Annotated in this window: 19 protein-coding genes; 10 read left to right on the top strand and 9 right to left on the bottom strand. The window is 39.2% G+C overall.

Annotated elements, in window-relative coordinates:
- The first annotated feature begins 212 nt into the window (after window positions 1–212).
- From H7U19_RS04910 to H7U19_RS04900, 3 genes are all read left to right on the top strand, one after another.
- Window positions 213–434, top strand: a complete 222-nt coding sequence (locus H7U19_RS04910; protein WP_019387375.1) for a DUF2795 domain-containing protein — start codon at window positions 213–215, stop codon at window positions 432–434.
- Window positions 435–685: 251 nt separating this feature from the next.
- A complete protein-coding gene (secA, locus tag H7U19_RS04905; protein WP_186559551.1) occupies window positions 686–4,039 on the top strand; it encodes a preprotein translocase subunit SecA in 3,354 nt (1,117 codons plus the stop codon).
- 152 nt (window positions 4,040–4,191) lie between these two features.
- On the top strand, window positions 4,192–5,967 hold the full coding sequence (locus H7U19_RS04900) for a UvrD-helicase domain-containing protein (protein ID WP_186559549.1): 1,776 nt from the start codon (window positions 4,192–4,194) through the stop codon (window positions 5,965–5,967).
- A gap of 45 nt (window positions 5,968–6,012) precedes the next feature.
- On the opposite strand, the gene H7U19_RS04895 is transcribed toward H7U19_RS04900, so the two are convergent.
- Both H7U19_RS04895 and H7U19_RS04890 read right to left on the bottom strand, forming a co-directional pair.
- Window positions 6,013–7,017 (bottom strand): sugar kinase, encoded by a 1,005-nt coding sequence (locus H7U19_RS04895; RefSeq protein WP_186559547.1) that lies wholly within the window; start codon window positions 7,015–7,017, stop codon window positions 6,013–6,015.
- 72 nt (window positions 7,018–7,089) lie between these two features.
- Window positions 7,090–9,243: a TonB-dependent receptor gene (locus H7U19_RS04890; protein WP_186559545.1), complete on the bottom strand. Its 2,154-nt coding sequence runs from the start codon at window positions 9,241–9,243 to the stop codon at window positions 7,090–7,092.
- 232 nt (window positions 9,244–9,475) lie between these two features.
- Here H7U19_RS04890 and H7U19_RS04885 point away from each other — a divergent pair, with 232 nt between their 5' ends.
- The 3 genes from H7U19_RS04885 to H7U19_RS04875 all read left to right on the top strand — a co-directional run bounded on the left by H7U19_RS04885 (window position 9,476) and on the right by H7U19_RS04875 (window position 11,624).
- Window positions 9,476–10,165 carry a DUF7103 family protein gene (locus tag H7U19_RS04885; protein ID WP_186559538.1) on the top strand — a complete coding sequence of 230 codons (690 nt, stop codon included), beginning with the start codon at window positions 9,476–9,478 and terminating at the stop codon, window positions 10,163–10,165.
- A gap of 330 nt (window positions 10,166–10,495) precedes the next feature.
- Window positions 10,496–10,990 carry an RNA polymerase sigma factor gene (locus H7U19_RS04880; protein ID WP_186559536.1) on the top strand — a complete coding sequence of 165 codons (495 nt, stop codon included), beginning with the start codon at window positions 10,496–10,498 and terminating at the stop codon, window positions 10,988–10,990.
- 4 nt (window positions 10,991–10,994) lie between these two features.
- The gene (locus H7U19_RS04875) at window positions 10,995–11,624 is read left to right on the top strand and encodes a hypothetical protein (RefSeq protein WP_186559534.1); all 630 of its coding nucleotides are present in this window, start codon (window positions 10,995–10,997) and stop codon (window positions 11,622–11,624) included.
- On the opposite strand, the gene H7U19_RS04870 is transcribed toward H7U19_RS04875, so the two are convergent.
- From H7U19_RS04870 to H7U19_RS04850, 5 genes are all read right to left on the bottom strand, one after another.
- Window positions 11,621–12,199, bottom strand: a complete 579-nt coding sequence (locus tag H7U19_RS04870; protein WP_222597372.1) for a pseudouridine synthase — start codon at window positions 12,197–12,199, stop codon at window positions 11,621–11,623. The genes H7U19_RS04875 and H7U19_RS04870 overlap by 4 nt on opposite strands.
- An 18-nt stretch (window positions 12,200–12,217) precedes the next feature.
- Window positions 12,218–12,862 carry a GNAT family N-acetyltransferase gene (locus H7U19_RS04865; RefSeq protein WP_186559532.1) on the bottom strand — a complete coding sequence of 215 codons (645 nt, stop codon included), beginning with the start codon at window positions 12,860–12,862 and terminating at the stop codon, window positions 12,218–12,220.
- A 17-nt stretch (window positions 12,863–12,879) separates the two neighbouring features.
- Window positions 12,880–13,743 (bottom strand): beta-keto acid cleavage family enzyme, encoded by an 864-nt coding sequence (locus H7U19_RS04860; protein WP_222597371.1) that lies wholly within the window; start codon window positions 13,741–13,743, stop codon window positions 12,880–12,882.
- A gap of 88 nt (window positions 13,744–13,831) precedes the next feature.
- Entirely contained in the window at window positions 13,832–16,144 is a 2,313-nt protein-coding gene (locus tag H7U19_RS04855) for a type IA DNA topoisomerase (protein ID WP_186559530.1), read from the bottom strand.
- A gap of 486 nt (window positions 16,145–16,630) precedes the next feature.
- Window positions 16,631–18,091, bottom strand: coding sequence for an aminoacyl-histidine dipeptidase (locus tag H7U19_RS04850; protein ID WP_186559529.1), 1,461 nt, complete (start codon window positions 18,089–18,091; stop codon window positions 16,631–16,633).
- 95 nt (window positions 18,092–18,186) lie between these two features.
- Between H7U19_RS04850 and H7U19_RS04845 the strand changes: the two genes are divergently transcribed.
- Window positions 18,187–19,254: a DUF3810 domain-containing protein gene (locus H7U19_RS04845; protein ID WP_186559527.1), complete on the top strand. Its 1,068-nt coding sequence runs from the start codon at window positions 18,187–18,189 to the stop codon at window positions 19,252–19,254.
- A 110-nt stretch (window positions 19,255–19,364) separates the two neighbouring features.
- On the opposite strand, the gene H7U19_RS04840 is transcribed toward H7U19_RS04845, so the two are convergent.
- The gene (locus tag H7U19_RS04840) at window positions 19,365–20,153 is read right to left on the bottom strand and encodes a DUF6503 family protein (RefSeq protein ID WP_186559525.1); all 789 of its coding nucleotides are present in this window, start codon (window positions 20,151–20,153) and stop codon (window positions 19,365–19,367) included.
- A 107-nt stretch (window positions 20,154–20,260) separates the two neighbouring features.
- Complete coding sequence (locus H7U19_RS04835; protein WP_186559523.1) at window positions 20,261–21,988, bottom strand: T9SS type A sorting domain-containing protein; 1,728 nt, start codon at window positions 21,986–21,988, stop codon at window positions 20,261–20,263.
- A 37-nt stretch (window positions 21,989–22,025) separates the two neighbouring features.
- On the opposite strand from H7U19_RS04835, the gene H7U19_RS04830 reads away from it, so the two are divergent.
- The 3 genes from H7U19_RS04830 (at window position 22,026) to H7U19_RS04820 (ending at window position 24,542) form a co-directional block, all read left to right on the top strand.
- On the top strand, window positions 22,026–22,826 hold the full coding sequence (locus H7U19_RS04830) for a TrmH family RNA methyltransferase (RefSeq protein WP_186559521.1): 801 nt from the start codon (window positions 22,026–22,028) through the stop codon (window positions 22,824–22,826).
- Window positions 22,827–22,880: 54 nt separating this feature from the next.
- Entirely contained in the window at window positions 22,881–23,195 is a 315-nt protein-coding gene (locus H7U19_RS04825) for a GIY-YIG nuclease family protein (protein WP_186559519.1), read from the top strand.
- Window positions 23,196–23,309: 114 nt separating this feature from the next.
- Window positions 23,310–24,542, top strand: coding sequence for a M48 family metallopeptidase (locus tag H7U19_RS04820; protein ID WP_186559517.1), 1,233 nt, complete (start codon window positions 23,310–23,312; stop codon window positions 24,540–24,542).
- The last annotated feature ends 114 nt before the right edge of the window (window positions 24,543–24,656 follow it).

Raw genomic sequence — 24,656 nt, 5'->3', positions numbered from 1 at the left:
GAGCGAGTAGTGAAAGCCCGACCCTTGTGGTAACGCCCAAAATAAAATTCAGAAAAGCTGTTGTGTTGCGTTATTATTAACATCGCAGGGATAATTTCACGTGTTTGAGTAGAGTAAGAGACGTTCTTTTTATTAATGATTTAAATATTTCATTTTTTTCTTGTCTGTTTGAACTAAAAATTTATTTTTGCAAAAAATTAAATGCACAAGAAATGTATTGGACTTTAGAACTAGCATCGTATTTGAGCGATGCGCCATGGCCAGCGACAAAGGATGAATTGATTGATTACGCCATTAGAACTGGTGCGCCTTTAGAGGTAGTCGAAAATTTACAGTCTATCGAGGATGAGGGTGATTCTTATGATTCGATTGAGGAAATCTGGTCTGATTATCCAACGGATGAGGATTATCTTTGGAACGAAGATGAATATTAAACATAAAGCATAAAGATTAGTTAAAAAGTCTCGATTTGAGGCTTTTTTTGTATCCTTTTGGGAGCAAAACGCTTAACAAAATGTATCTTTGGAGGTACTTTCAAAAGTGGTATTACATAATAATTAAAAATAAATTTTTGTCATTCTGAATGTCCCGATAGCTATCGGGATGAAGAATCTATGAATTACCGAGATTCTTCCCCCGAATTCTCGGGGTCTGAATGACAAACAAAACATAAAAATAAAATCAAATGGGTTTATTAGATTCAGTCTTAAAAGTATTTGTTGGAGACAAATCGAAACAGGACGTAAAGGCCATTACACCAATAGTGGACCAAATAAAGACCTTTGAAAGCGCGCTTGAAGCCTTATCGCATGACGAATTAAGGGCGAAAACGGCAGAATTTAAAGCTAAAATAGCCGAAGCCACAAAGGACATAGACGAACAAATTGCCAACCTTACTAAGGAGGCCGAAACGACCGAAGACATTGATAGACGCGAGGAAATCTACGAAGATATTGATAAGCTTAAAGACGTTGCCTATAATCTCACTGAAGATGTATTAAACGACATTCTTCCAGAAGCCTTCGCCGTGGTGAAGGAAACAGCTAAGCGCTTTGTAAACAACACCGAAATTACGGTGAAAGCCAATGAGTTTGACCGCAGTTTATCTGGTGAAAAGACTTATGTTACCTTAGATGGCGACAGCGCAACTTGGTCAAATTCCTGGGATGCGGCCGGAAAACCCATTACTTGGGACATGATTCATTATGATGTACAATTGATTGGCGGTATTGCACTGCACCAAGGGAAAATTGCAGAGATGCAAACGGGTGAAGGTAAAACGCTTGTGGCTACATTGCCGGTATATTTAAATGCATTAGCTGGAAAAGGCGTGCATTTGGTAACGGTTAACGATTACCTTGCAAAACGAGATAGCGCATGGATGGCACCTATTTTTGAGTTCCATGGCATGAGCGTAGATTGTATTGACTACCACCAACCTAACTCCGCTGCTCGTAAAAAAGCGTATAACGCTGATATCACCTACGGCACCAATAACGAATTTGGTTTTGATTATTTGCGCGATAACATGTCGCACTCCCCAGATGATTTGGTGCAACGCCCACACCACTACGCTATTGTGGATGAGGTGGATTCCGTATTGGTTGATGATGCCCGTACGCCATTGATTATTTCTGGTCCTATCCCAAAAGGAGACCGCCATGAATTTACCGAATTAAAGCCAAAAGTAGATGATATTGTAAGCGTACAGCGCAAATATTTAACTGGTGTTTTAGCCGAAGCAAAAAAGTTAATCAAAGAAGGGGATACCAAAGAAGGTGGTTTCCAATTGCTTCGTGTGTTCCGCGGTATACCAAAGAATAAAGCCCTGATTAAGTTTTTATCTGAAGAAGGTGTGAAGCAGTTGCTACAGAAAACAGAAAATTTTTATATGCAGGACAATAACCGCGAAATGCCAAAGGTAGATGCGGAATTGTACTATGTAATTGATGAAAAAAACAATCAAATTGAGTTGACCGATAAAGGTGTAGATTACCTTTCTGGAAAGGACGACCCCGACTTTTTTGTAATGCCTGAAATTGGGGTTGAAATTGGCAAAATTGAGGAAAAAGGACTTTCCAAAGAGGAAGAGGCCGCTTTAAAAGAAGAACTGTTCAAAGAGTTTGGCGTAAAATCCGAGCGCATCCATACCTTGAACCAATTACTCAAAGCCTATGCCCTATTTGAAAAGGACACCCAATATGTGGTGATGGACAATAAGGTGATGATTGTGGACGAGCAAACGGGCCGTATTATGGATGGGCGTCGTTATTCCGATGGTTTGCACCAAGCTATTGAAGCCAAGGAAAATGTAAAAATTGAAGATGCCACACAAACATTTGCTACGGTTACACTTCAAAATTACTTTAGAATGTACCGCAAATTGTCTGGTATGACGGGTACTGCGGTTACAGAAGCCGGCGAATTCTGGGAAATCTACAAATTGGATGTGGTTGAAATTCCAACCAACAGGCCAATCGCTCGTGATGATAGAGAGGATTTGGTGTATAAAACCAAACGTGAAAAGTACAACGCCGTAATTGACGAAGTAACTCAATTATCAAATGCCGGTCGTCCGGTACTGATTGGTACCACTTCGGTTGAGATTTCGGAATTGCTAGGAAAAATGTTGAGTATTCGCAAAATACCTCACAATATCCTAAACGCAAAACAACATAAGAAAGAGGCTGAAATCGTTGATGAAGCTGGTCGAAAAGGACAGGTAACCATTGCCACCAACATGGCGGGCCGTGGTACGGATATCAAATTGAGTGATGAAGTAAAAGCCGCTGGCGGTTTAGCTATCGTGGGTACGGAGCGTCATGATTCACGCCGTGTGGACAGGCAGTTACGCGGTCGTGCCGGTCGCCAAGGTGATCCAGGAAGTTCTCAATTTTATGTGTCGCTTGAGGATAATTTGATGCGATTGTTCGGTAGTGAGCGTATCGCAAAAATGATGGACCGTATGGGGCTAAAAGAAGGTGAAGTGATTCAACATTCCATGATTTCAAAATCTATTGAGCGAGCGCAAAAGAAAGTGGAGGAAAACAACTTTGGGGTGCGTAAACGTTTGCTGGAATACGATGATGTGATGAACGCCCAGCGTGAAGTGGTTTACAAACGCCGTCGTCATGCCTTGCACGGGGAACGACTTCGAGTGGATTTAGCCAATATGATTTTTGATACTTCCGAAGGTATTGCCCAAACCAACAAAGATGCGAACGACTTTAAGAATTTTGAGTTTGAACTAATTCGCTACTTTTCGATGAGCTCGCCAATTTCTGAGGAAGAATTTGGGAAACTATCCGCTCAGGAAATTACGGCAACGATTTACAAAACAGCATTTGAGCATTACCGCGAAAAAATGGAGCGCAATGCCGATTTGGCTTTCCCGGTGATTAAAAATGTTTATGAAAATCAGGGCGACAAATTCAAGCGTATCGTAGTGCCATTTACGGATGGCGTAAAGAGTTTGAATGTGGTTACGGATCTGGAAAAAGCATACGAAACCCAAGGCAAACAGTTGATTACCGATTTTGAGAAAAATATAGCTTTGGCCATTATTGATGATGCTTGGAAAACCCACTTGCGCAAAATGGACGAATTAAAGCAGTCCGTGCAATTGGCGGTACACGAGCAAAAAGACCCGTTGTTGATTTATAAGTTTGAGGCTTTTGAACTCTTTAAGGCGATGATTGATGATGTTAACAAGGATGTGATTTCATTCCTATTTAAAGGTGAATTGCCACAGGAAACGCAGGACACCATCCAAGAGGCCCGAGCCAGAAAACGCGAAAAAGTGGAAACTTCAAAAGAGGAAATTCCTAATTTGGATGAGCGTTCTGCACAAAATAGAGCCGCAGGTAATACCCAACGTCAACCACAAGTGGTGGAAACCATCGTGCGCGACCGGCCTAAAATTGGCCGTAACGACCGTGTCACCATCAAGCATGTATTAAATGGCGAAAACAAAACCTTAAAATACAAACAGGCCGAACCACTGATTGCCAAAGGCGATTGGGTTTTGGTGGATGAGTAAAATTCCTGCGTTCGCAGGAATCTCCAAAATATTAAAATCCCGACAGTGATGCTGTTGGGATTTTTTGTTTCTAAAATTTATAGAATTTAGTATATTCCATTACGAAAGAAAAGTAGTGGTTTTTATCGAAACTATCTTAATTATTTGGACAATTGAAATTAACTGCAGAGCAAATCAAAATAATCAATTCAACCGGCAATATAAAAATAAACGCCGTAGCGGGTTCTGGGAAAACAACCACATTAATAGAATATGCAAAAGCGCGTCCTCCAAGAAGTAAAATACTCTATCTAGCCTTTAATAAGTCGGTTAAATTGGAAGCCCTGAAAAAATTCCAAGAAAAAGGAGCTACAAACGTTACAATTGAAACCGCACACTCCTTGGCTTTCAAAAAAACAGTGCTCAAACATAATTATAAACTCAGACCCCAAGGCTTAAAGACCTACGAGGTAGCTGATATTCTGGAACTCAGGTCGGATGGAGAAAAACACATTCAGTACATTTTAGCCAATCACATAAACAAGTTTGCCTCATATTTTTGCAATAGCAATACACCCAAGATCAAAGACTTAAATTACCTCGATGTTGTTTTTGACGTTAAGGCTAGAAATTTTATCAATACTTTCTACAACTACATTGAAAAAAACACAAGGCTTTTATTGAGCAAAATGGATAGTGGGGAAATAGAAATAACACATGATTTTTACCTCAAAAAGTTCCAGCTTTCGAACCCAAAACTTGATTTTGACTACATCCTTTTCGATGAAGGACAGGATGCTTCCCCTGCAATGCTTGATATTTTTCTAAAACAAAATGCAACCAAAGTCATTGTTGGTGATACCCATCAACAAATTTATGGGTGGCGACATGCCGTCAATTCTTTGGAAAATACGGACTTTAAAACTTATCAGTTATCGACAAGTTTTCGATTTAATCAGGACATTGCAAATCTTTCCGTGGAAGTTTTGAAATGGAAAAAGCACATAAATAATAATATTGATTTTTCAATAAAAGGAAAAGGCAGCACCCAAATTTACAGTTCCAAAGCGATACTTGCACGAACAAATCTCGGCCTATTGCTCAAAGCAATTGAATATGCCACTGAGAAAAAGAAAATAAAGCACATCTATTTTGAAGGGAACATCAATTCATACACATATGCTGATGAAGGCGCTTCATTATATGATATTTTAAACCTATATAACAGGAGGTATAGACGCATCAAGGACAAGCTTATTAAACAAATGAAAAGCCTTGGTGAGCTGGAAAATTATATTGAAAAAACTGATGATGTTCAGTTAGGATTAATGTTGGAAATCGTTCGGAAATACGGAAACAAAATCCCGAACATTATTAAAAGAATAAAAGCCAAGCATATTGAAAATAATGATAAAAGTAAAGCTGAAATTATTTTCTCGACGGTACATAGGTGCAAAGGGATGGAATATGATGCTATTCAACTGGTAAACGATTTTATTACCGAGGACACGCTTGAAAAACTTAAGCTGGACATCAAAAAAGGCATTGTTGAAATTTCAAAAATGAATGAAGAAATCAACTTATTGTATGTTGCCATCACAAGAACGAAGAATAGTATTCACATACCCGAAACTTTAATGCCAAAAAATTTCCCCAGGTCTTCCAAAATTCACATCACACCCGTTAAAAGCGAAGAAGAAAAAGCCTTGGTCAAAAATACCAAAACTACAGTCCCTGAACAGGACATTTTTAGAGAAAAGGCATATTCGGTTGAAAAAATCAGAAAAAAACATCTGCAAGCATATCGACCTTGGACAAGTGACTTAGATGAAAAGTTAATAACAATGTATTATGATGGCATAAGCATCCGGGAGCTTTCACAACATTTTGGGAGGACAAATGGAGCAATTAGATCGCGAATCAAAAAACTTGAATTAAAAAGGATATAATAATTGCCAATTTATTTATGTTCGCCAGATTCATACGTTTAAAACTCATCGCACAAACCGTCCAGAAGTATTGCCACCTAAAATGCCCTTTACCTCCTTCACTGTGGTGTGGTTAATATCCCCTTCGTAAGTATGTTTTAGTGCGCAGGCGGCACTGGCAAATTCCATGGCATCATAATCACCGTAGTGTTGCAAGCCGTAAATCAGGCCGGCGGCAAAGGCATCGCCCGTACCGATACGATCCACAACATGAGTGATGTCCAAATCAGTGGTTTCTCTAAATTCGGTGCCGTTCCACATTCTGGCACGTATTTTATGCCATGAGGAATTGACGGAAGTCCGTATTTTATCAAACACCTTTTCGATAGACGGAAATTTTTCCATGAGCATTTTTGAGGCCTCCATAAAATCGTCGTTGGAATACGAAAAATCCGTTCCCAAAGCCTCGTTGATTTCATCCATACCACCAATAAAAATGGTAGAAAGGTGCAACAATTCGGTTAAGGCCTCTTTCGGGTTTTTACCATACTGCCACAAACCGCTTCTGTAGGTAGGGTCTGCCGAAACTACCATCCCTTTTTCCCGTGCCAATTTTAAACCCTGCAAAAGTGTCTCGAAGGCTCCTTTAGATAAAGCCGGGGTGATACCCGTCCAATGAAACCAACTACCCTTTCGTAACGCGTGGGGCCAATCGACCTTCTCTGGTACAATCTCCGAGAATGCCGAATGCGAGCGGTTATAGGATATGCTACTTGGACGCATCACCGCACCCACTTCTAAAAAATACACCCCTAAAGGCTGTTTGGATCTGCCAATCGAAGTTGTAGAAACTCCAAATTTTTGAATATAGGATAGTGCCGCATCCCCAATAAAATCCTCTGATACTAAACTGATATGCTTTACTTTACCCCCAAAATTGGCAATGGAAATGCCTACATTCAATTCGGTGCCTCCGAAGAAAAATTCCACCATATTGGATTGAATAAACTTCTTATGCCCTCGGGGCGAGATGCGCATCAATACTTCCCCAAACGTAATTACCTGTTCCATATAGTACTTTTGATTTAAAGTTGAGACAATTTACAAAAGTTGCATTTAATTCCGAAGCAATGTTTCCATCAATTACAGATTATCCAACTGATTACTGGTCTTATCCTCACTGATGGTCCAAAAGAAGCCTACGAAAAAGAATTGGTCTAAAGCCGGCCTCAAGGCACGTCGGTTAAAATTACCGTTCATATCGGGAGTGTTGGCATATTGGTAGCCGTTTATATTTCGGAAGCCTAAAATGTTATTTACCGATGCATACAATATCTTTTGTGGACTGATTAAATAAGCCCAATTGATACTTAAACTATTGAAGGATTTTGTTTTATCGTTTAAGAACCCCGGGTTGTTGGGATTAGTAAATGTCCGCCCTGATGCAAAGGCATAGCTGAACCCCACTTGGCTTTTCCAATCGTCAATCCAATATTTAGCGACGGCCGAAAAATTATGGGTATTGGCAAAATTGGGCTGTGCCCTTTCCGGGAAATTGCGGTCGTCCCTTTCGGTGTCCAAATACGAGTAGCTTAGCCAATAATCCACATTTTTAATGCTTTTACTGTCCCGCCAAAAGAAATCTATACCCTTTGCAAAACCAGACCCATCATTGCTAAAGTTACTGCTGAAATTCGGGAAATCCGTATCGTACTTGACTAAATTATTATAGCTTTTATAATAAGCCTCTGCCCTAAAAATCTTTCGGTCGGAGTTGTATTGATAATTCAAAATATAGTGACTCGCATTTTGGGGCTTAAAATCCTGGTTAAACTTCAAAACGTTACTGGCCGGGTTTTGATAAAAATCGCCATAGGCCAAGGACAATTGGCTTTTGTTTGAAATTTTATAGGCTACGGACACCCTTGGGGCCAAAGTAAAATCTTCAAAAAGTGCACTATATTCGGTGCGTATTCCGGTTTTAAAAGCCAAGTTCTTTGATATAAAAATATCGGCTTCGGCAAAAACTGCCGCAATATTATTGTCAAACCCGTATTTAGCATTTATGACGGTATCGTCATTGAATGTTTCATCAAAATCCGTTGCAAAATACTCCCCGCCAAAATAGAGTTTGAAACGATTACTGATGCGGTTTTTGAACTTTAGCTTGGCATGAATCGAGTTTTCGGTATCACGGATATCCATTACGCCAAAATTCGTTTTGTTTTTGGCATTGGTATAGCTAAACCCCACTTGCGTACTCCAAGTATCGTTTAACTTCGCACTGTAAGACCCATTTAAATAGAAATTATTGTTGTTCAATTTGATGTATTGCCCCTCGGGCATATTGATATCTTCCTGAACAATCTCAAAACTGCTGGTATCAAAAGCACCATAAAGTTTAAATAGACCTGAATTGGTTTTTCTACGGAAAACGGCTTCCCCCGAGGCAGTTTGAAAAGGCTTGATAAATTCATTTCTGTTAGGGAAAATGGCATTATAAGGCGCCAAATTAATGTAAGATGCATTGACGCTAATGGAACTTTTTTTCCATTTTTGGGTATTCCCGAGGGTAGCGCCCACACTCATAATGCCAATATCGGTTTTTTCCTGATCGGGCTCATCCACTGTATTTAGAAGCAACACACTGGACAGGGCTTGTCCGAATTCCGCGGAGTACCCGCCGGTGGAAAACGTTATCCCATCAAATAAAAATGGGGAATAGCGGCCTCGCGTGGGGGCATTGTTGGTGGTGGGTGTATAGGGCGTAAATACCCGGATACCATCAATAAAAATTTGGGTTTCGTTGGCGTCACCACCCCGTACAAATAAGCGCCCATCCTCAGCCACCGTGGTTGTCCCTGGCAAAGTTTGCAATGCGCCCACAAAATCGCCCAAAGCACTGGCAGTAGTTACTACATCCAGCGGTTTTAGCACATTCACCTTGCTATTGTCGCCTGCAGAAAATGTACCAGCAGACAGCACCACGGCATCCAAGGTATTGACATCTTCTTTTAATTTGACCACAACATTTTTCATATAGGAAACATCCCCAACCATTCTGAACGTTTCATAAGACAAATAAGAAACCACCAAAGTTTGTGTGCCTGTTTCCGATGTTGAAAACGAAAAGGTTCCGTTTTCATCGGAAGTGCTACCATCGTATGTGCCCTCCAAATAAATATTGGCACCTTTTATGGGCAAGCCTTTAGTAGTGGTGACAGTACCATTGATAACACCCTGTGCGTGGAGTTGCAGACTTAAAACTGAGATAAGAATGGTTAAAAGATTTTTCATTTCTGATTGATTGTTCGTTTATTGACCCTTCGACTTACTTCGACTTCGCTCAGCACAAGTCGTTCAGGGCAGGTTGATGATTACGTTGCAAAAATGCATCAGAAGTTTGAACCGGAAAACTTCAAGTAACCGAACTGTACTTTTTTTAAGACGAATTGTAACGAACCCAAATTTGGTAAAAACTTCCCATTTGGGAATAATGTTTAACTTTAAAAGCATAAAAGCCAACATTATGACTGACCATCAAGACATTAAGACCAAACAGACCAACGACCAAATGCTGATTTCCTACATGCTCCTCAGGAAGATTATTGGGGGATTGGCATTCTTATTACCTGTGGTGCTTGCCATTGGCGGTATTTTTTATGCGAAATGCGATTTTATCGAAAATTCCATTAGCGACTATTACCATACGGAAATGCGCAATGTTTTAGTCGGTACACTTTGTGCTGTAGCAATGTTTATGTTTGCGTACAATGGTCATGACCATAAGGATAGGAATGCGGGTATTGTGGCCTGCTTTAGTGCTTTAGGTGTTGCTTTTTTCCCGACCAGCGTGGATAAACTTTCGTCATGCGCCACAAAATGTATCGAATACAATTGCTGGATTGGGATAATCCATTTGGGTTCCGCTCTAGTATTTTTTGTGACACTCATTTATTTTTCATTGAAACTGTTTCCGTTACCAAGAGGAAAACACACCGAAATGAGTATTCAAAAAATCAAAAGAAATCATGTTTATAAAATTACAGGCTGGGTGATGATAATTTGCGTTGCCCTGATTATTATCTATTTTTTGATTGACGACAAGTTTCCAAAATTGGCAGATTTAAAACCTGTTTTTGTTTTGGAATTTATCGCCCTTTGGGCCTTCGGAATTTCATGGTTAACTAAAGGACAATTCTTTTTTAAAGATAAATAATTTGACGGTATATGAGTTCAAATTCAAATAAGAATCTTCAATTTTTTTGATCATTTATTTTGTGTATATTGAAACTCCAAAATGCTCTTAATTTGACTAAAAACTGTTAAAAACCCATCATAGATTTTATTTATACCTCATATTCAAACAATTGAAAACCAAATATTTTAATTCTAAAATATAAACAAAAGCTTTATATAAAAAATTTATTGCGCTTTTAACCTAAAACGTCCCCGATTCCATTAAAATCCAGTCAAAAAATTATTTTTAAATTCGTGTAACATTTCAAAACTAATAGCTACCAATAGTGTAACTAATCCATCAAAATTTTTGACACAAACCCAAGAACATAACTTTGTAGAATTATTGGAAAAGCATCAAAACATTGTGCACAAAGTGTGCCGATTATACACCAATAATTACGATGCGCACAATGACCTTTTTCAGGAAATTACCATTCAACTTTGGAGGGCCTACCCCAAGTTTCGAGGGGATGCAAAGTTCAGCACTTGGATGTATCGGGTAGCCTTAAATACGGCTATAACTTTATACAGAAAATCAAAACGCACGATAAAGACTCAAGATTTTGAAGGCGTATCGTTCAAGATGAAAGCGGAGGATTATGATGACACAGAAGAAGAACAGTTAAAAGTAATGTATAAGGCGATACATAAACTAAACGACATTGAAAAGGCACTGATTTTCCTATATCTGGAGGACAAGGATTATCGTGAAATCAGTGAGACTTTAGGAATCAGCGAGGTTAACGCCCGCGTGAAAATGAACAGGATAAAAACTAAACTAAGAACTATTTTAAATCCTTAAGGTTATGGACGGACTAGATTTACTAAAGAAGGATTGGAACAAGGCGTCTGCTGACAAAAAACTTTCGGCCCAGGATATTTACTCAATGTTACACAAAAAATCGTCTTCCATTGTAAAGACTTTATTTTACATCAGTGTAGCCGAATTAGTGTTTTGGATATTGGTCAATTCCATCCCCTATTTCGTTTCGGATGCATTTAGGGAGAAATTGGATTCGATTTACTCGGATGATTTAACCCTTGGCCTAACCATATTTAGCTACGCCGTAATTATTCTGTTTATTATTTTACTATTCAGATCCTATAAAACCATTTCGGTTACCGACAGTGCCAAACAACTTATGGCCAATATATTGAGAACGCGTAAAATCATCAAATACTACGTGCTCTACAATCTTATTATGGCTGGCGTGTCAATGGTTTTAGCACTCTATCACTCGTTTCATTATGACCCCAACGCCAGACAAATCATGGAAAATTTGGACACGAACGGCATAGCAATTTTTATTGCTTTTAGTATTTTGTTTACAGCTATATTAATTTTGATTATCTGGCTGTTTTACAAACTCATCTATGGCCTTTTGCTGAAACGCTTGAACCGCAATTACAAGGAATTGGAGGAACTGGAAGATTAAATCAATACATCCACGGGAATCACCTCCCCCACTTTCATATTATTCAATTGAATTGGTCCAATTCGGACGCGGACCAAACGCAACGTTGGAAAACCAACAGCCGAAGTCATTTTCCGAACCTGCCTAAATTTACCTTCGTTCAAGGTGATAGACACCCATGACACTGGCCCATGACGGGCGTCTCTAATCTTTTGGGAACGTTCGGGTAACTGTGGCGCTTCTTTCAATTTAAAGGCCTTACAGGGCTTTGTTTGGTATTTTTTGCCATTAAAGCCAATTTCCACGCCTTTTTGAAGCTTGGAGATAGCTTCCTCTGAAATATCACCGTCCACCAATGCGTAATATTCCTTTTCTACTTTTTGACTATTTATATAGTCGCTCATTTTGCCATCGGTAGTCAGCAGCAGAAGCCCTTCCGACTTTTCATCCAACCTCCCAATAGCCATGGTGCCTTCTGGAAAATAATAGAGTTCCATCAAAAACCGTTTGGACTGTTGTTTGGAATCCCGACTTCTAAACTGGCTTAAATAGCCGTAAGGTTTGTAGATAATGAAATGATGGTGCTCGACAATCAACCTTAACTTTGAATAAAACTAATTATACTTTTTCAGCAAAAATGTCCGATTGTAAGATTTAAACAGCCTCATGCTTAGGTATAGTTGCGTATTCCTAGCTTTCAATTTCCTCTTAAACCTTAAAGTTGATTTATTTAGGTAGTCGCTCACACTGTAAAACTTATCAATCCCATCTTGCCTGCACAATTGGTAGCAATGATAACGCAAATAAGGTGCTAGGTTTTTGCCCCTAAATGATTCAAAGGTATACATGCCATAAAGGTAGGCCTCGTTTTCCTTTAGCGGAAATAACTTTCCCCTAAATTCGTGGCTGTTTTTTTTTATAAACATAAAAGCAGCCACCTTGCCATTTTGCCTCAACCCTACACAAATCTCTCCGTTTCTAAGGTTTTGAGCGTAATCCACATCACCGAGACCAGAGATGCTACTTTGCACTTTGTCAATGTCAGTATCGTCAAAAAAAGATACTTCAAACCCAGTCGCATCCCCTCTAATTTGGGGCGGATCAAATTCTTCCTGACCTTCAAGCACCCAATAATAGGGCATAAAATCAAGGCCAATTCTCGCTATACGGTTATTTACACCTTTTAAAAAAAGCCCATGGCGCAGAATATTCCACATCCATTTCAATCTATAAAACTGTGTTGTATTTCCTTTTTCCATTTTAAGTCTATAATTGCTTATGGACGCCCGTAGGCACCATTACCTTCCGCCAAATTCATAACTTTTCTAAACCTTTTCGGAGTCATCAATACTCTTTCATTGGCTTCGGCAATAACATGAACTCTTTTTAGTAGTTCACTATTCGTAGCTAATTTTGTGCGGGCGGTGTCGTACCAGATGTTATCTTCAAGCCCCACTCTAACGCCCCCTCCGAAAGCCAGCGACAGGGAATTCATCTTAAACTGCTCATTTCCAATGCCAGCCACACTCCAAAGCGAATTATCCGGCAAGTCGTTAATCATCACACCGGCATGCAACAAATTGGCCTGTGAGCAAGCAATATTGCCAAACAACAAATTAAAATAATAAGGCGGTTCAACCAGCTTTTTCCTTTCCAGATACTTAGCGTAGTTGATCATCCCGATATCAAAGGCTTCCAACTCTGGAACAATCCCTTTTTCTTTCATAATTCTTGCAAGGTCAGCAATCATATCCGGAGCATTGATACTCGCCGTTTTATTAAAATTAAGTGAGCTCAACGTCAAGCTACCCATATCCGGTTTCAAGCCACCTTCCAACAATAAAGGGTCACTGCGTTGTTCCAATTCACCAAAATTCCTCCCACTTAAAGACAAGCAAACCACAAGTTCGGGGGCATATTTTCTAACACCCTCTACGATTTGGGCATACACTTCCTTCTTGTAAGTAGGCTCCCCGGTCACAGCATCCCGCGCATGCAAATGCACCATGGTAATCCCGATTTCTGAAGCTTTGTGCACATCTTCCACAATTTCGGACACCGAAATCGGCACATGTGGGGTCATTTCTTTGGTTGGTATCATTCCCGTAGGCGTAAAGTTCAGGATAAATTCATTCTTCATAAGCATGGTTTTTAGGGTGCGCATCACTTAGGATACGTCTTAAATACTTTTTGAATTAAGACAATTTAGAAGAATAGACCACTGATTCTCAAATATTTTCGACTAAAATGCGATAAACAAGGTCTTTGGTCGGTTGTTGTCCATTTATCCGATGTCTGACAATATCAAAGCCAACTTTAAAGTCGCAACCAGATTTATGGTTGCTACAACCGTAAGCAGACTTTCCTTTCAAAACAGTTCCTTTTTTACACTTGGGACAGGTTATATCACTGTTTTTACTAAGTTTTGATGTCCTTTTGTGCTCCAATTTTAGTTTGAAATCATCATCAAATCTAACCAAGCCTTCAACATTTTCTTCCCCAACTTTAAACCCTTTTAAATTGACGGTCGACCCCTTTTGGAGCAATCGGACAAACTGCTTTTCTGAAATCTTTTTTCCCTTGTATTTGAAGGGCAATACAAAATCACAGCCCGATTTGTATGCACTACAACCATAAGCCGACTTTCCTTTTAGGATATTCCCACTGCTACATTTTGGGCATTTCTCAGTTGTAATTCCAGGTTTTGAATTCGCCTTCGCTTTTACGGTTTTCCTTTTAACCGAAGCCTCATGCGAAATATTTGCGCGAACCGTTTCGCTCCTTACTTCATACACCAAGGCATCCACCATTCGTTTCATATTCTTGATAAAGGCATTAGCACTGAACTCCCCTTTTTCGATGTCTTTCAACTGTTTTTCCCATTTCCCCGTGAGTTCAGCAGATTTTAGTAAATCGTTTTGAATGGTATCTATCAATTGAATGCCAGTTTCGGTGGGCAAAACCTGTTTTTTATTGCGCTTGATGTATTTTCTTTTGAAAAGCGTTTCGATGATATTGGCACGTGTGGACGGCCGACCGATTCCGTTTTCCTTCATTAAATCCCGAAGCTCTTCGTCATCCACTTGTCTCCCTGCGGTTTCCATAGCTCGGAGCAATGACGCCTCCGTGAATTGATTTGGCGGTTTGGTTTGTTTTTCTAAAAACGAGGGTTCGTGCGGGCCTTTTTCGCCTTTTTCAAAAGCTGGCAAAACACCGGATTCTTTTTCTTTTTTTGGCACTTCGACTGCGCTCAGTGTGACACGCTCAAAGACTATGCGCCAGCCTTTTTCCAAGATTTCCTTTCCGGTTGTTTTAAAGACCACTTCGGATGCACTTCCAATCACGGTAGTATTGGCCACGATGCATTCATCGTAAAACACCGCAATGAATCGCTTAACGATAATATCATAGACTTGTTGCTGTGCAGGATTTAACTGTGTTTGCATTCCTGTGGGAATGATGGCGTGGTGGTCAGTTACTTTTTTATCGTTAAAAACTTTGGTGGATTTTTTAATTTTCTTGCCCAAAAGTGGCTGAGTCAGCGTATTGTAACTCGTCAGTTTTTGTAAAATTCCCGATACTTTCGGGTACATATCACTTGGCAAAAAAGTGGTATCTACTCTTGGATAGGTCACTACTTTACGCTCATACAGAGTTTGCACAATTTTTAAGGTTTCATCTGCTGAAAACCCGAATTTGGTATTACAATATACCTGCAAGCCCGTGAGGTCGAAGAGTTTTGGGGCGTATTCCTTGCCTTTCTTTTTGGTAATGGATTGAATTTCAAAATCACTTTCCTTGACTTTATTGGCCAAAGCCTCGCCATCTTCCTTTTTTAAAAAACGACCTTCTTCATAGCTAAAAAGTGTATCTCGGTACAAGGTCTGCAGTTCCCAATAGGGTTGCGGTTTGAAATTTTCAATGTCTTTAAACCGATTGACCACCATGGCCAATGTGGGTGTTTGTACCCGCCCCACGGACAGCATTTGCTTGTACCCACCGTGTTTTACGGTATATAGCCTCGTAGCGTTGATGCCTAAAAGCCAATCCCCAATAGCACGGGAATATCCAGCATAGAATAAGTTGTCGTATTCCATAGCTGGTTTTAGATTTTCAAAACCTTCTTTGATGGCTTCGGTGGTTAAGGATGAAATCCATAGGCGCTGCACAGGACCTTTGTAATTTGCCTCGCCCATTACCCAGCGTTGTATAAGCTCACCCTCCTGCCCTGCGTCCCCGCAGTTGATGACCACCTCTGCTTTTTCAAAAAGACCTTTTACAATTTTGAACTGTTTTTGCACCCCAGAATTGGCCACTACTTTTACCCCAAACTTTTCGGGAAGCATAGGCAGATTGTTTAAATCCCAACTTTTCCAATAGGGCTTGTAGTCCACCGGCTCTTTTAGGGTACACAGATGCCCGAAGGTGTAGGTAACAGCATACCCATTGCCCTCAAAATAGCCATCACGTTTGGTATTTGCTCCCAGAACGGATGCAATTTCCCTGGCTACACTTGGTTTTTCGGCGATACAGACTTTCATTTTTACTTTAGATTCCCGCCTATGCGGGAATAACAGTTTCAGTTGATATTTCTATGCAAGAGCATAGAAAAGTTTTTTTCAAAACAACGCAAAATAGAAATTTACAGAGGTATTTAAAAAGGGAGTTGTTAGGAGTTATTAACGGGTCGTAGAGAACGAATATTTCAATGTCCTATCATGAAATATGCCTAATGTTTGTAGATATACTTTAAACGGACCTCAATGGCATTGTGAATAAGTAAAGAATCACCCTTAAAACAATGGCTCTTCAAAATAATTTTAAAATTTTATTACCAACTACGAGCTAAACATTTAAACGAAATCAGAAAAAAAGCATTGTTCTGAATGTTTCTTTTTAGAGGCGATTTGGGGCGCTTACTTTATGTTTCATTCAAAACATGCTTTTGATACATGTAGCTATATGCTTGCTCAAATATAAGTAAAAATATAGATGAAATGTAATTTTTTATCGATAAAATACAAATATCATCGGTTAGGGATGTTTTTTAATATTTCCAAAACAAACCTCCAATACTTTCGAACAGATGAAATTTGGGCACGCTCGTCAGGCGAATGTGCTCCTTTTATATTAGGCCCAAAACTTATCATTTCCATCTCTGGATAGTTCTGACCTAAAATACCACATTCCAGTCCGGCATGACAGGCCGCCACATGGGCCTTTTCACCGTTCAATTCTTCGTAAATCCTCGTCATCACTTTCAGGATTTTGGAATCCATATTGGGGGTCCATCCTGGATAATCGCCTGCAAATGTCACCTCACAACCCGCCAGTTCAAATGTCGCCCTAAGCGCATTGGCCAAATCCATTTTTGAACTCTCCACCGATGACCGCGTTAAACACTCCACTTTTATTTGGCCGTCCTTTACAATCACCTTGGCAATATTGTTAGAGGTCTCGACCAAATCAGGAATATCTGCGCTCATTCTATACACACCATTTAGTGCTCCATATATTGCACGAATGATTTGGTCTTGGGCCTCAGAATCCATAACTGAGTTAGGAATTTCAGTTTTTCTAAATTTCATTTCCAAATCAGGCTCCATAGTTTTGAATTCCTTTTTTATAGCCTTGGAACACAATTTCATTTCGGATAAAAATGTATCTTCTTTGTCACCATCAACGGCAATAAGTGCAACACTTTCCCTGGGAATAGCATTGCGCAAACTCCCGCCATCAATTTCTGAAATTCGAAGTCCAAAATTTTTAAAACCATCAAACAGTAAACGGTTCATAATCTTATTGGCATTACCCAAACCTTCATGGATCTGCATCCCAGAATGCCCACCTTGCAATCCTTTTACCGTAATTTGATAGCCGATTTTATTTTCCGGAGTTTGTTCTTCTTGGTAAGTTCTGGTTGCTGTAACGTCAATGCCTCCGGCACACCCTACTCCTATTTCGTCATCTTCCTCAGTATCCAAATTCAACAAAATACCTCCAGACAGCACATTCCCTTTTAATCCCATGGCGCCCGTCATACCAGTTTCTTCATCAATGGTAAATAAGGCTTCAATTGCTGGGTGCGGGATATCGGTACTTTCTAAAATTGCCATAATAGTGGCTACCCCCAAACCATTATCTGCACCAAGGGTGGTGCCTTTGGCTTTTACCCAATCACCTTCAATAAACATTTCAATGCCCTGAGTATCAAAATCGAAAACGGTGTCGTTGTTTTTTTGGTGTACCATATCCAAATGGGATTGCATCACAATGGTGATTCTATCTTCCATTCCTGGGGTTGCGGGTTTTTTGATGATGACATTCCCAACTTCATCCACTAAGGTTTCCAAGCCTAAATTTTTACCAAATGTCTTCATAAACGCAATCACACGATCTTCCTTTTTAGAAGGTCGTGGTACGGCATTTAAATCTGCAAATTTATTCCAAAGGGATTGGGGTTCTAACTGTCTTATTTCTGAGTTCATATTGAATTTTTGATGTCACACAAAGATAAAAATCCCCATTTGGTTTTGGAAACCAAACCTCTTTAAAATGTAAAACAATTTATTACTTTTGATCTATGCCGAAAACCAAAAAAAGAATCATTGCGCTTTCTATTATTCCCCAATTTTTAGCGGTGAAGTTTCTTTCCACCTACCCAGATTTTGTAGAGCAATGGTATAGCAACGGACTTTACCAATGGCTTTCTAAAATATTTAGATTTGTTTTGGGCTGGTTACCGTTTTCGTTTGGCGACATGGTATATGCCCTGACGATCATTTACAGTTTACGATGGTTGTACAAAAACCGATGGCGATTGCGGAAAGACCTCAAAAACTGGTGTATTGATGTGCTGGCGGCATTCTCGCTTTTTTATTTTGTGTTCCATCTGTTTTGGGGGATGAATTATCACCGTTTGCCCTTGCATACAAGTTTAGGCTTGGAAAAAGACTATACCACCGAGCAACTGATAGAGGTAACCGAAACCCTCATTAATAAATCCAACACGCTGCACAATAGCCTTTCGGAAAACGATACCCTAAAAGTGGATTTACCCTATTCAAAAAGTGAAATTCTTAAAATGGTGCCCGTAGGCTATCAAAATTTAAAGACAACGTTTCCGCATTTGGAGTATCACCCCAAGAGCATCAAAAAATCACTTTTTAGCTACCCTTTGACTTATATGGGTTTTAGCGGCTACATGAACCCTTTTACCAATGAAGCGCATGTGGACGGGTTGATTCCCGTTTATAAATTCCCCACCACAGCCTCACATGAAGTAGCGCACCAATTGGGCTATGCTGCCGAAAACGAAGCCAACTTTATCGGCTTTATGGCGGCCACCCATCACGATGATGTTTACTTTAGATATGCAGGATATACTTTTGGATTACGGTTTTGTTTAAATGAAATTTATAGGCGAGACGAAGCTAAATATGAGGAAATCGTTGAAACAGTCAATGAGGGCATCTTGAAAAACTATAAAGAAGTCCGTGAATTTTGGGAATCCTATGAAAACCCAACAGAGCCTTTTTTCAAGATGTTTTATGGCAACTTTTTAAAGGCCAACAAACAAGCCAAAGGAATGCAAAGTTATAATTACGTGGTAGCCCTTTTGGTGAATTATTTTGAGGTGAACGGCAATTAAACGACCACGGGCTAAACAGATTTTAATTTCAGGTGGCGTAGTCAAGATTCCTGAAAACTACGAATCATTTTAAATTTGAAAACAAAAACCTAAAACTGCGGTAAGAATAATTATTCCACAACTATTGCATCCTCAGGCAACTTAAAAATATCAGGACTTGGCTCTTCCTTTGAAATCTTGATATCAGTAAACTTTAAATCGTTGCGTTTGGTTGTCGGTAAATTATTTTCATAATCGTACCAAGTCAAGGTTTCGGGCAATAGCAAACCATCTATATTTTGCCAATTGCTGTATTTTATAAAGTGGAACTCTTTGCTTTTTTCTTTTGAAAAGAATGTTACTGTATATCCCAGCCATTCCAGTTGATGCGTTTGTGAATTGTAATACAAAATATATTCATCTTCCGGCGACTCGCCCACACCTGCCTCATAAGAAATTTTGATGCCCGGATATGATTTGCCTTCAAACTCCAAAGGTTGTACATCCTCATAAATAATGCCGTCATCTGCCAAAATAAAGGGCATCGCATAAAAATAGAACATCAAATTGTAATAGAATTTTGGGTTTCCTTTATATTGTGCCGTGTCTTTTTGTTTCAACCAAACATTGGTACCATCAAAACCGATGGTATGGTTTGGCATGTCGATAAGCGACTTTCTATTTTTTAAATCGGTAGTAGTCACTTCGGCTCCATTTGGTTTTTGCATCGTAAATTCCAAGTTTCGCATCGTGTTCCATTTATCCAAACCACCGTGGGCTTCGAATACTTTGGTGATGTTTTCTGGATATATGCTGGTAGAAACGTCCAATACTTCTTCAGAATAATCGGCAGTTTCTTTTTTGGAATTTTTGCAGGAAAAAATGGCCACGATAGCAACTAAAAACAAAATCCGCTTCATATTTTGGTTTTAAAAGGTTTTCCCTTTGGACGAAGTTGAGCAAAATCCATTACAAAAAAACTCCATAATTGACTGGAGTTCACTTTAAAATCAATTTTGTGAAAAGCTTATTCGACAACCAACTTTTTGGTGGTTTCTGCAAATCCATCATTCACCGTAAAAAAGTACAAGCCTTCTGATAATTTGGACACATCAATTCTCGCTGGTTTATTTGTACTTTCCAAAGTTATACTAAGTACTTTTTTTCCTTGAATACTATAAATAGCAACATCCAAATCATTTGTATTGTGATGGACTTGTAGCTCTACAACACTACTCGCAGGGTTGGGGTGCATTGAAAATTCCACTTGTTGCCGTCCAGAGTTCGATAGCGTTGCAATAAACTCTGTTTCAAAGGTGTTGGTGATTACGGCTGGATTAAAATCAAAATAGATTTCGGCGGTATTGGGTATAATATCGCCCACAGCATACCCTGCTTTGGGCTTTATTTTATAATATACGTAGCCATGGCTGTTGGGTTCGTCCATATCCTCACTGGGTAAATGGATGTCGCCAAATTGCCAATTGAGCTGGCTTCCCGTTCGTGTAAATACATTAGTGTGACTTCCACTTAGCATCTGTATGGTAGATTCATCTAAATCCGCATTCAAGGTATTGTCAATCGAAACGTTAATAGCATCCGCGGTACCCACATTCTGGAACCGAATGGTATAATACAGATAATCATCCGAAGTGAATTCGCTATGCACAATTTCCGGACCGTGGGATTCCAAAATATCATTGGGGTCGTAGGAGCCAATGACGGTTTCTTTTAAAGTTGATGAATTGTTATCATCTAATATATCACTACCCAAATACATTGCGGTATTGGTGAGTAAAGTACCCAAAGGCGTTGGCACGGGAACATTCATCTTAATTTTCACATTTTCTTCTTCACCGACCTCTAAATCATTAAAATTCAAAATGAAACCGGTCGAAGTATTTGTAATCGTGTTGCCAGCGTCCACTCCAGTTGCCTCAATAAAGTTTAATGCGCCATCAGAAGTAAATTCAACACTTCCCGATTCGGTAGTATTGGCTCCTTTATTCTTCACAACCAGATAATTGATATAATCAAAACCAGGTCTGGGTGACGCTTGAGAGGTCAAATAAACGGCTATGTCACTACAGTTGCCTTGCGCCATTAAATCCAATTCTACAATGGATGAACAATTTACCGATAGTGATGGAGCAACTCTGGCATATAATACCTGCGGGTTTGTGGTATTTGTGTAAGGGGCAAAAATTCTGTTCGAATCATTTTGAGCTTCCTCTAAAGTTTCATGATAACTAACATTGTAATAAAGAGAATCTAATCCCGCCAAAATCTCGCTTGATTTATTGCGAGGGTTGAATTCACCAATACCGTCATTATTAGCATCACAGGCTACAAGAGGCGTTGGACGACTGACGGTTGGAAAAACAATAGCCCTTATTGGATTATTACCCTTGGCAACATCACTATTACCATCAGGCACAATTTTGTTAGCCCTATAATAAATGGTCTGGGGGTTAGTCAAATTTACATAACTTTCTGGGTTAGATATCGGGTTGGTTTCGTTATCCCTATCTCCCTCGGTTTCATAATATGTCACTGGATGGTAATCGGATTGATTAGTTAAATTACAAAAAGTGAAAGGATATAACTCCCTTAAGTTGAAGACAGCAAAATCACTTCCATCTGAATTACATGCATAGCCCGGGCTAAACCCGCAAGGAGGCGGTGGCCCTTGCCCATAAGCCGAAAATTGAAATGACAAAAACAAGAAAACAAGGAGCAGAATAGGTTGTTTCATTTTTAAGTAAATTTGTGCAAACAAAGATAGTAAAGATTTGCCTACAAATATCATTTCCAGCACGCAAAACGCATTTATTCGACAACTTGTAAAGTTGCGGGACAAATCTCGTGAACGCAAAAAATCGGGAACCTTTTTAATTGAAGGTAAACGCGAAATTGCATTGGCTATAAAGGGTGGATACCAACTGGAAATCATCTTGTTTTATCCTGAATTATTTTCGACAGAACAGTTAAACAACTTAACGACCAAACAACTTAACGTCATAGAGATTTCCAAAGAAGTGTACCAAAAACTGGCCTATCGGGATAGCACGGAAGGCGTTTTAGCTATTGCAAAAACCAAATCCCATAATCTATCCAACCTAAAACTCGAAACCAAAAACCCTCTAATTTTAGTCGCCGAAGCCCCCGAAAAGCCCGGGAATATAGGGGCATTATTACGTACTGCCGATGCGGCCAATGTGGACGCAGTAATCATTGCCAACCCAAAAACGGATTTGTACAATCCCAATATTATACGTTCCAGCGTGGGATGTCTTTTTACCAATCAGATTGCCACGGGAACAACGACAGAAACCATCGATTTTCTTAAAAGCAAAAACGTCAATATATATTGCGCAGCTTTGCAGGCTTCCGTAAATTATCACACCCTAGATTTCACTCAACCTACAGCTATTGTAGTCGGCGCGGAAGCTACCGGATTAAACAAAGAATGGCTGGAAAACGCTGACCAAAACATTATCATCCCCATGCGTGGCGGAATCGATTCCATGAATGTTTCGGTTGCTGCGGGAATTCTTATTTTTGAAGCCAAAAGACAGCGAAATTTTGAATAACTAAAATGTCACGCTGAGCGCAGTCGAAGCGCTTATATACACCAGACCTTAAACATGTACTCCTATTTTGTATACATCTTAAAATGTTCCGACTGTTCATATTATACCGGAATCACCAATAACTTAGACAAAAGATTGGATGAACATATTATAGGAAAGCATCCAGATTGCTATACCTTAAAAAGACGACCTTTGGAATTGAAATTCAATGAAACTTTCCTTGATGTGTTGCAGGCGATATATTTTGAAAAGAAAATAAAAAAGTGGACGCGCGTAAAGAAGGAAGCCCTAATTAATGGTAATTTTGACATGTTGCAAATTTTAGCTGAATGTAGAAATGCGACACATTACAAATATTCCAAAGAATAAGTTTGTGTCACGTTGAGCGCAGTCGAAACGCATTAAAAAGCAGAATTATGTAAGTACTTCGACTGCGCTCAGTGTGACACCGAAAGTATAATTTTAAGATAGAAAAGAATAATAATGAACTCCACAACCCTTTTTTATATCATCATCGCCATCATCGTCCTAAACTTTATAGTGGATAAAATTTTGGATGCGCTAAATGCGAAACATTTTAATGATAAATTGCCTGAGGAATTACAAGATGTTTATGATGAAGAAGCCTATAAAAAATCACAAAAGTACAAGGCTACAAAATATAAGTTCGGATTATTGACTTCCACCTTTTCACTATTGTTGACCTTGGGATTTTTATGGTTTGACGGGTTTGAGTTTATAGATAATTTCGCGAGGAGCTTTAGTGACAATCCTATAATTATAGCTTTAATTTTCTTTGGAATTATCCTTTTTGGCAGTGATATTTTGACCACTCCGTTTTCGTATTACAGCACCTTCGTCATCGAAGAAAAGTTTGGATTTAACAAAACCACGAAGGAGACTTTTATTCTGGACAAAATTAAAGGTTGGCTAATGATGGCTGTTATCGGCGGGGGCATTCTAGCGTTGATTATCTGGTTTTATCAAGCTACGGGAAAACACTTTTGGCTATATGCTTGGGGATTGATGGCCGTGTTTACCATATTTATGAACATGTTTTATTCCAAATTGATTGTCCCGCTTTTTAATAAACAAACACCATTGGAAGAAGGGACTTTGCATGATAAAATTTCGGCGTACGCAAAAACTGTTGGTTTTAAATTGGATAAGATTTTTGTGATTGATGGCTCAAAGCGAAGCACCAAAGCCAACGCCTATTTTTCAGGTTTTGGCAGTGAAAAACGCGTGACGCTTTACGATACGTTGATCAATGATTTGGACGACGAGGAAATTGTGGCGGTCCTTGCTCATGAGGTGGGGCATTATAAAAAGAAGCATATTATTTTCAATCTGTTTTCGTCTATTTTGTTAACCGGATTGACGCTTTATATTTTATCCTTGTTTATTTCTAATCCGTTATTATCACAGGCTTTGGGAGTTGATATACCGAGTTTTCATATTGGGCTGATTACCTTTGCCCTACTCTACTCACCTATTTCTGAAATTACAGGATTGGTGATGAATATATTTTCTCGAAAATTTGAATACCAAGCGGACGATTATGCCAAAAACACCTATAAAGGGGAACCTCTAATTACATCGCTTAAAAAATTATCCAAAAACAGTTTGAGCAACTTAACTCCACATCCGGCCTATGTTTTTATGCATTATTCACATCCAACATTATTAGAAAGAATCAAGAATTTAAAGAAGTAATTTGTATGGCTTTTGTCGCTCTGTTCTTGTAAATAAAAAATTTATCTACACGTTTTAATTTTATTTCAATAGAAAAATCGTTTTCTTTAAGTTCAAAATCTAAAGGCAATAAGC

The organism is Hyunsoonleella aquatilis, from assembly GCF_014270105.1.
Lineage (GTDB): Bacteria > Bacteroidota > Bacteroidia > Flavobacteriales > Flavobacteriaceae > Jejuia > Jejuia aquatilis.
Note: the sequence above shows the minus strand (reverse complement) of the source record. Positions and strands in the feature narration are given on the sequence as shown.

Excerpts from the sequence above, each read along its gene's own strand:
- H7U19_RS04910 (WP_019387375.1), top strand. The coding sequence starts at position 213 with ATGTATTGGACTTTAGAACTAGCATCGTATTTGAGCGATGCGCCATGG.
- secA (WP_186559551.1), top strand. The coding sequence starts at position 686 with ATGGGTTTATTAGATTCAGTCTTAAAAGTATTTGTTGGAGACAAATCG.
- H7U19_RS04895 (WP_186559547.1), bottom strand. The coding sequence starts at position 7,017 with ATGGAACAGGTAATTACGTTTGGGGAAGTATTGATGCGCATCTCGCCC.
- H7U19_RS04890 (WP_186559545.1), bottom strand. The coding sequence starts at position 9,243 with ATGAAAAATCTTTTAACCATTCTTATCTCAGTTTTAAGTCTGCAACTC.
- H7U19_RS04885 (WP_186559538.1), top strand. The coding sequence starts at position 9,476 with ATGACTGACCATCAAGACATTAAGACCAAACAGACCAACGACCAAATG.
- H7U19_RS04875 (WP_186559534.1), top strand. The coding sequence starts at position 10,995 with ATGGACGGACTAGATTTACTAAAGAAGGATTGGAACAAGGCGTCTGCT.
- H7U19_RS04865 (WP_186559532.1), bottom strand. The coding sequence starts at position 12,862 with ATGGAAAAAGGAAATACAACACAGTTTTATAGATTGAAATGGATGTGG.
- H7U19_RS04860 (WP_222597371.1), bottom strand. The coding sequence starts at position 13,743 with ATGAAGAATGAATTTATCCTGAACTTTACGCCTACGGGAATGATACCA.
- H7U19_RS04855 (WP_186559530.1), bottom strand. The coding sequence starts at position 16,144 with ATGAAAGTCTGTATCGCCGAAAAACCAAGTGTAGCCAGGGAAATTGCA.
- H7U19_RS04850 (WP_186559529.1), bottom strand. The coding sequence starts at position 18,091 with ATGAACTCAGAAATAAGACAGTTAGAACCCCAATCCCTTTGGAATAAA.
- H7U19_RS04845 (WP_186559527.1), top strand. The coding sequence starts at position 18,187 with ATGCCGAAAACCAAAAAAAGAATCATTGCGCTTTCTATTATTCCCCAA.
- H7U19_RS04840 (WP_186559525.1), bottom strand. The coding sequence starts at position 20,153 with ATGAAGCGGATTTTGTTTTTAGTTGCTATCGTGGCCATTTTTTCCTGC.
- H7U19_RS04835 (WP_186559523.1), bottom strand. The coding sequence starts at position 21,988 with ATGAAACAACCTATTCTGCTCCTTGTTTTCTTGTTTTTGTCATTTCAA.
- H7U19_RS04825 (WP_186559519.1), top strand. The coding sequence starts at position 22,881 with ATGTACTCCTATTTTGTATACATCTTAAAATGTTCCGACTGTTCATAT.
- H7U19_RS04820 (WP_186559517.1), top strand. The coding sequence starts at position 23,310 with ATGAACTCCACAACCCTTTTTTATATCATCATCGCCATCATCGTCCTA.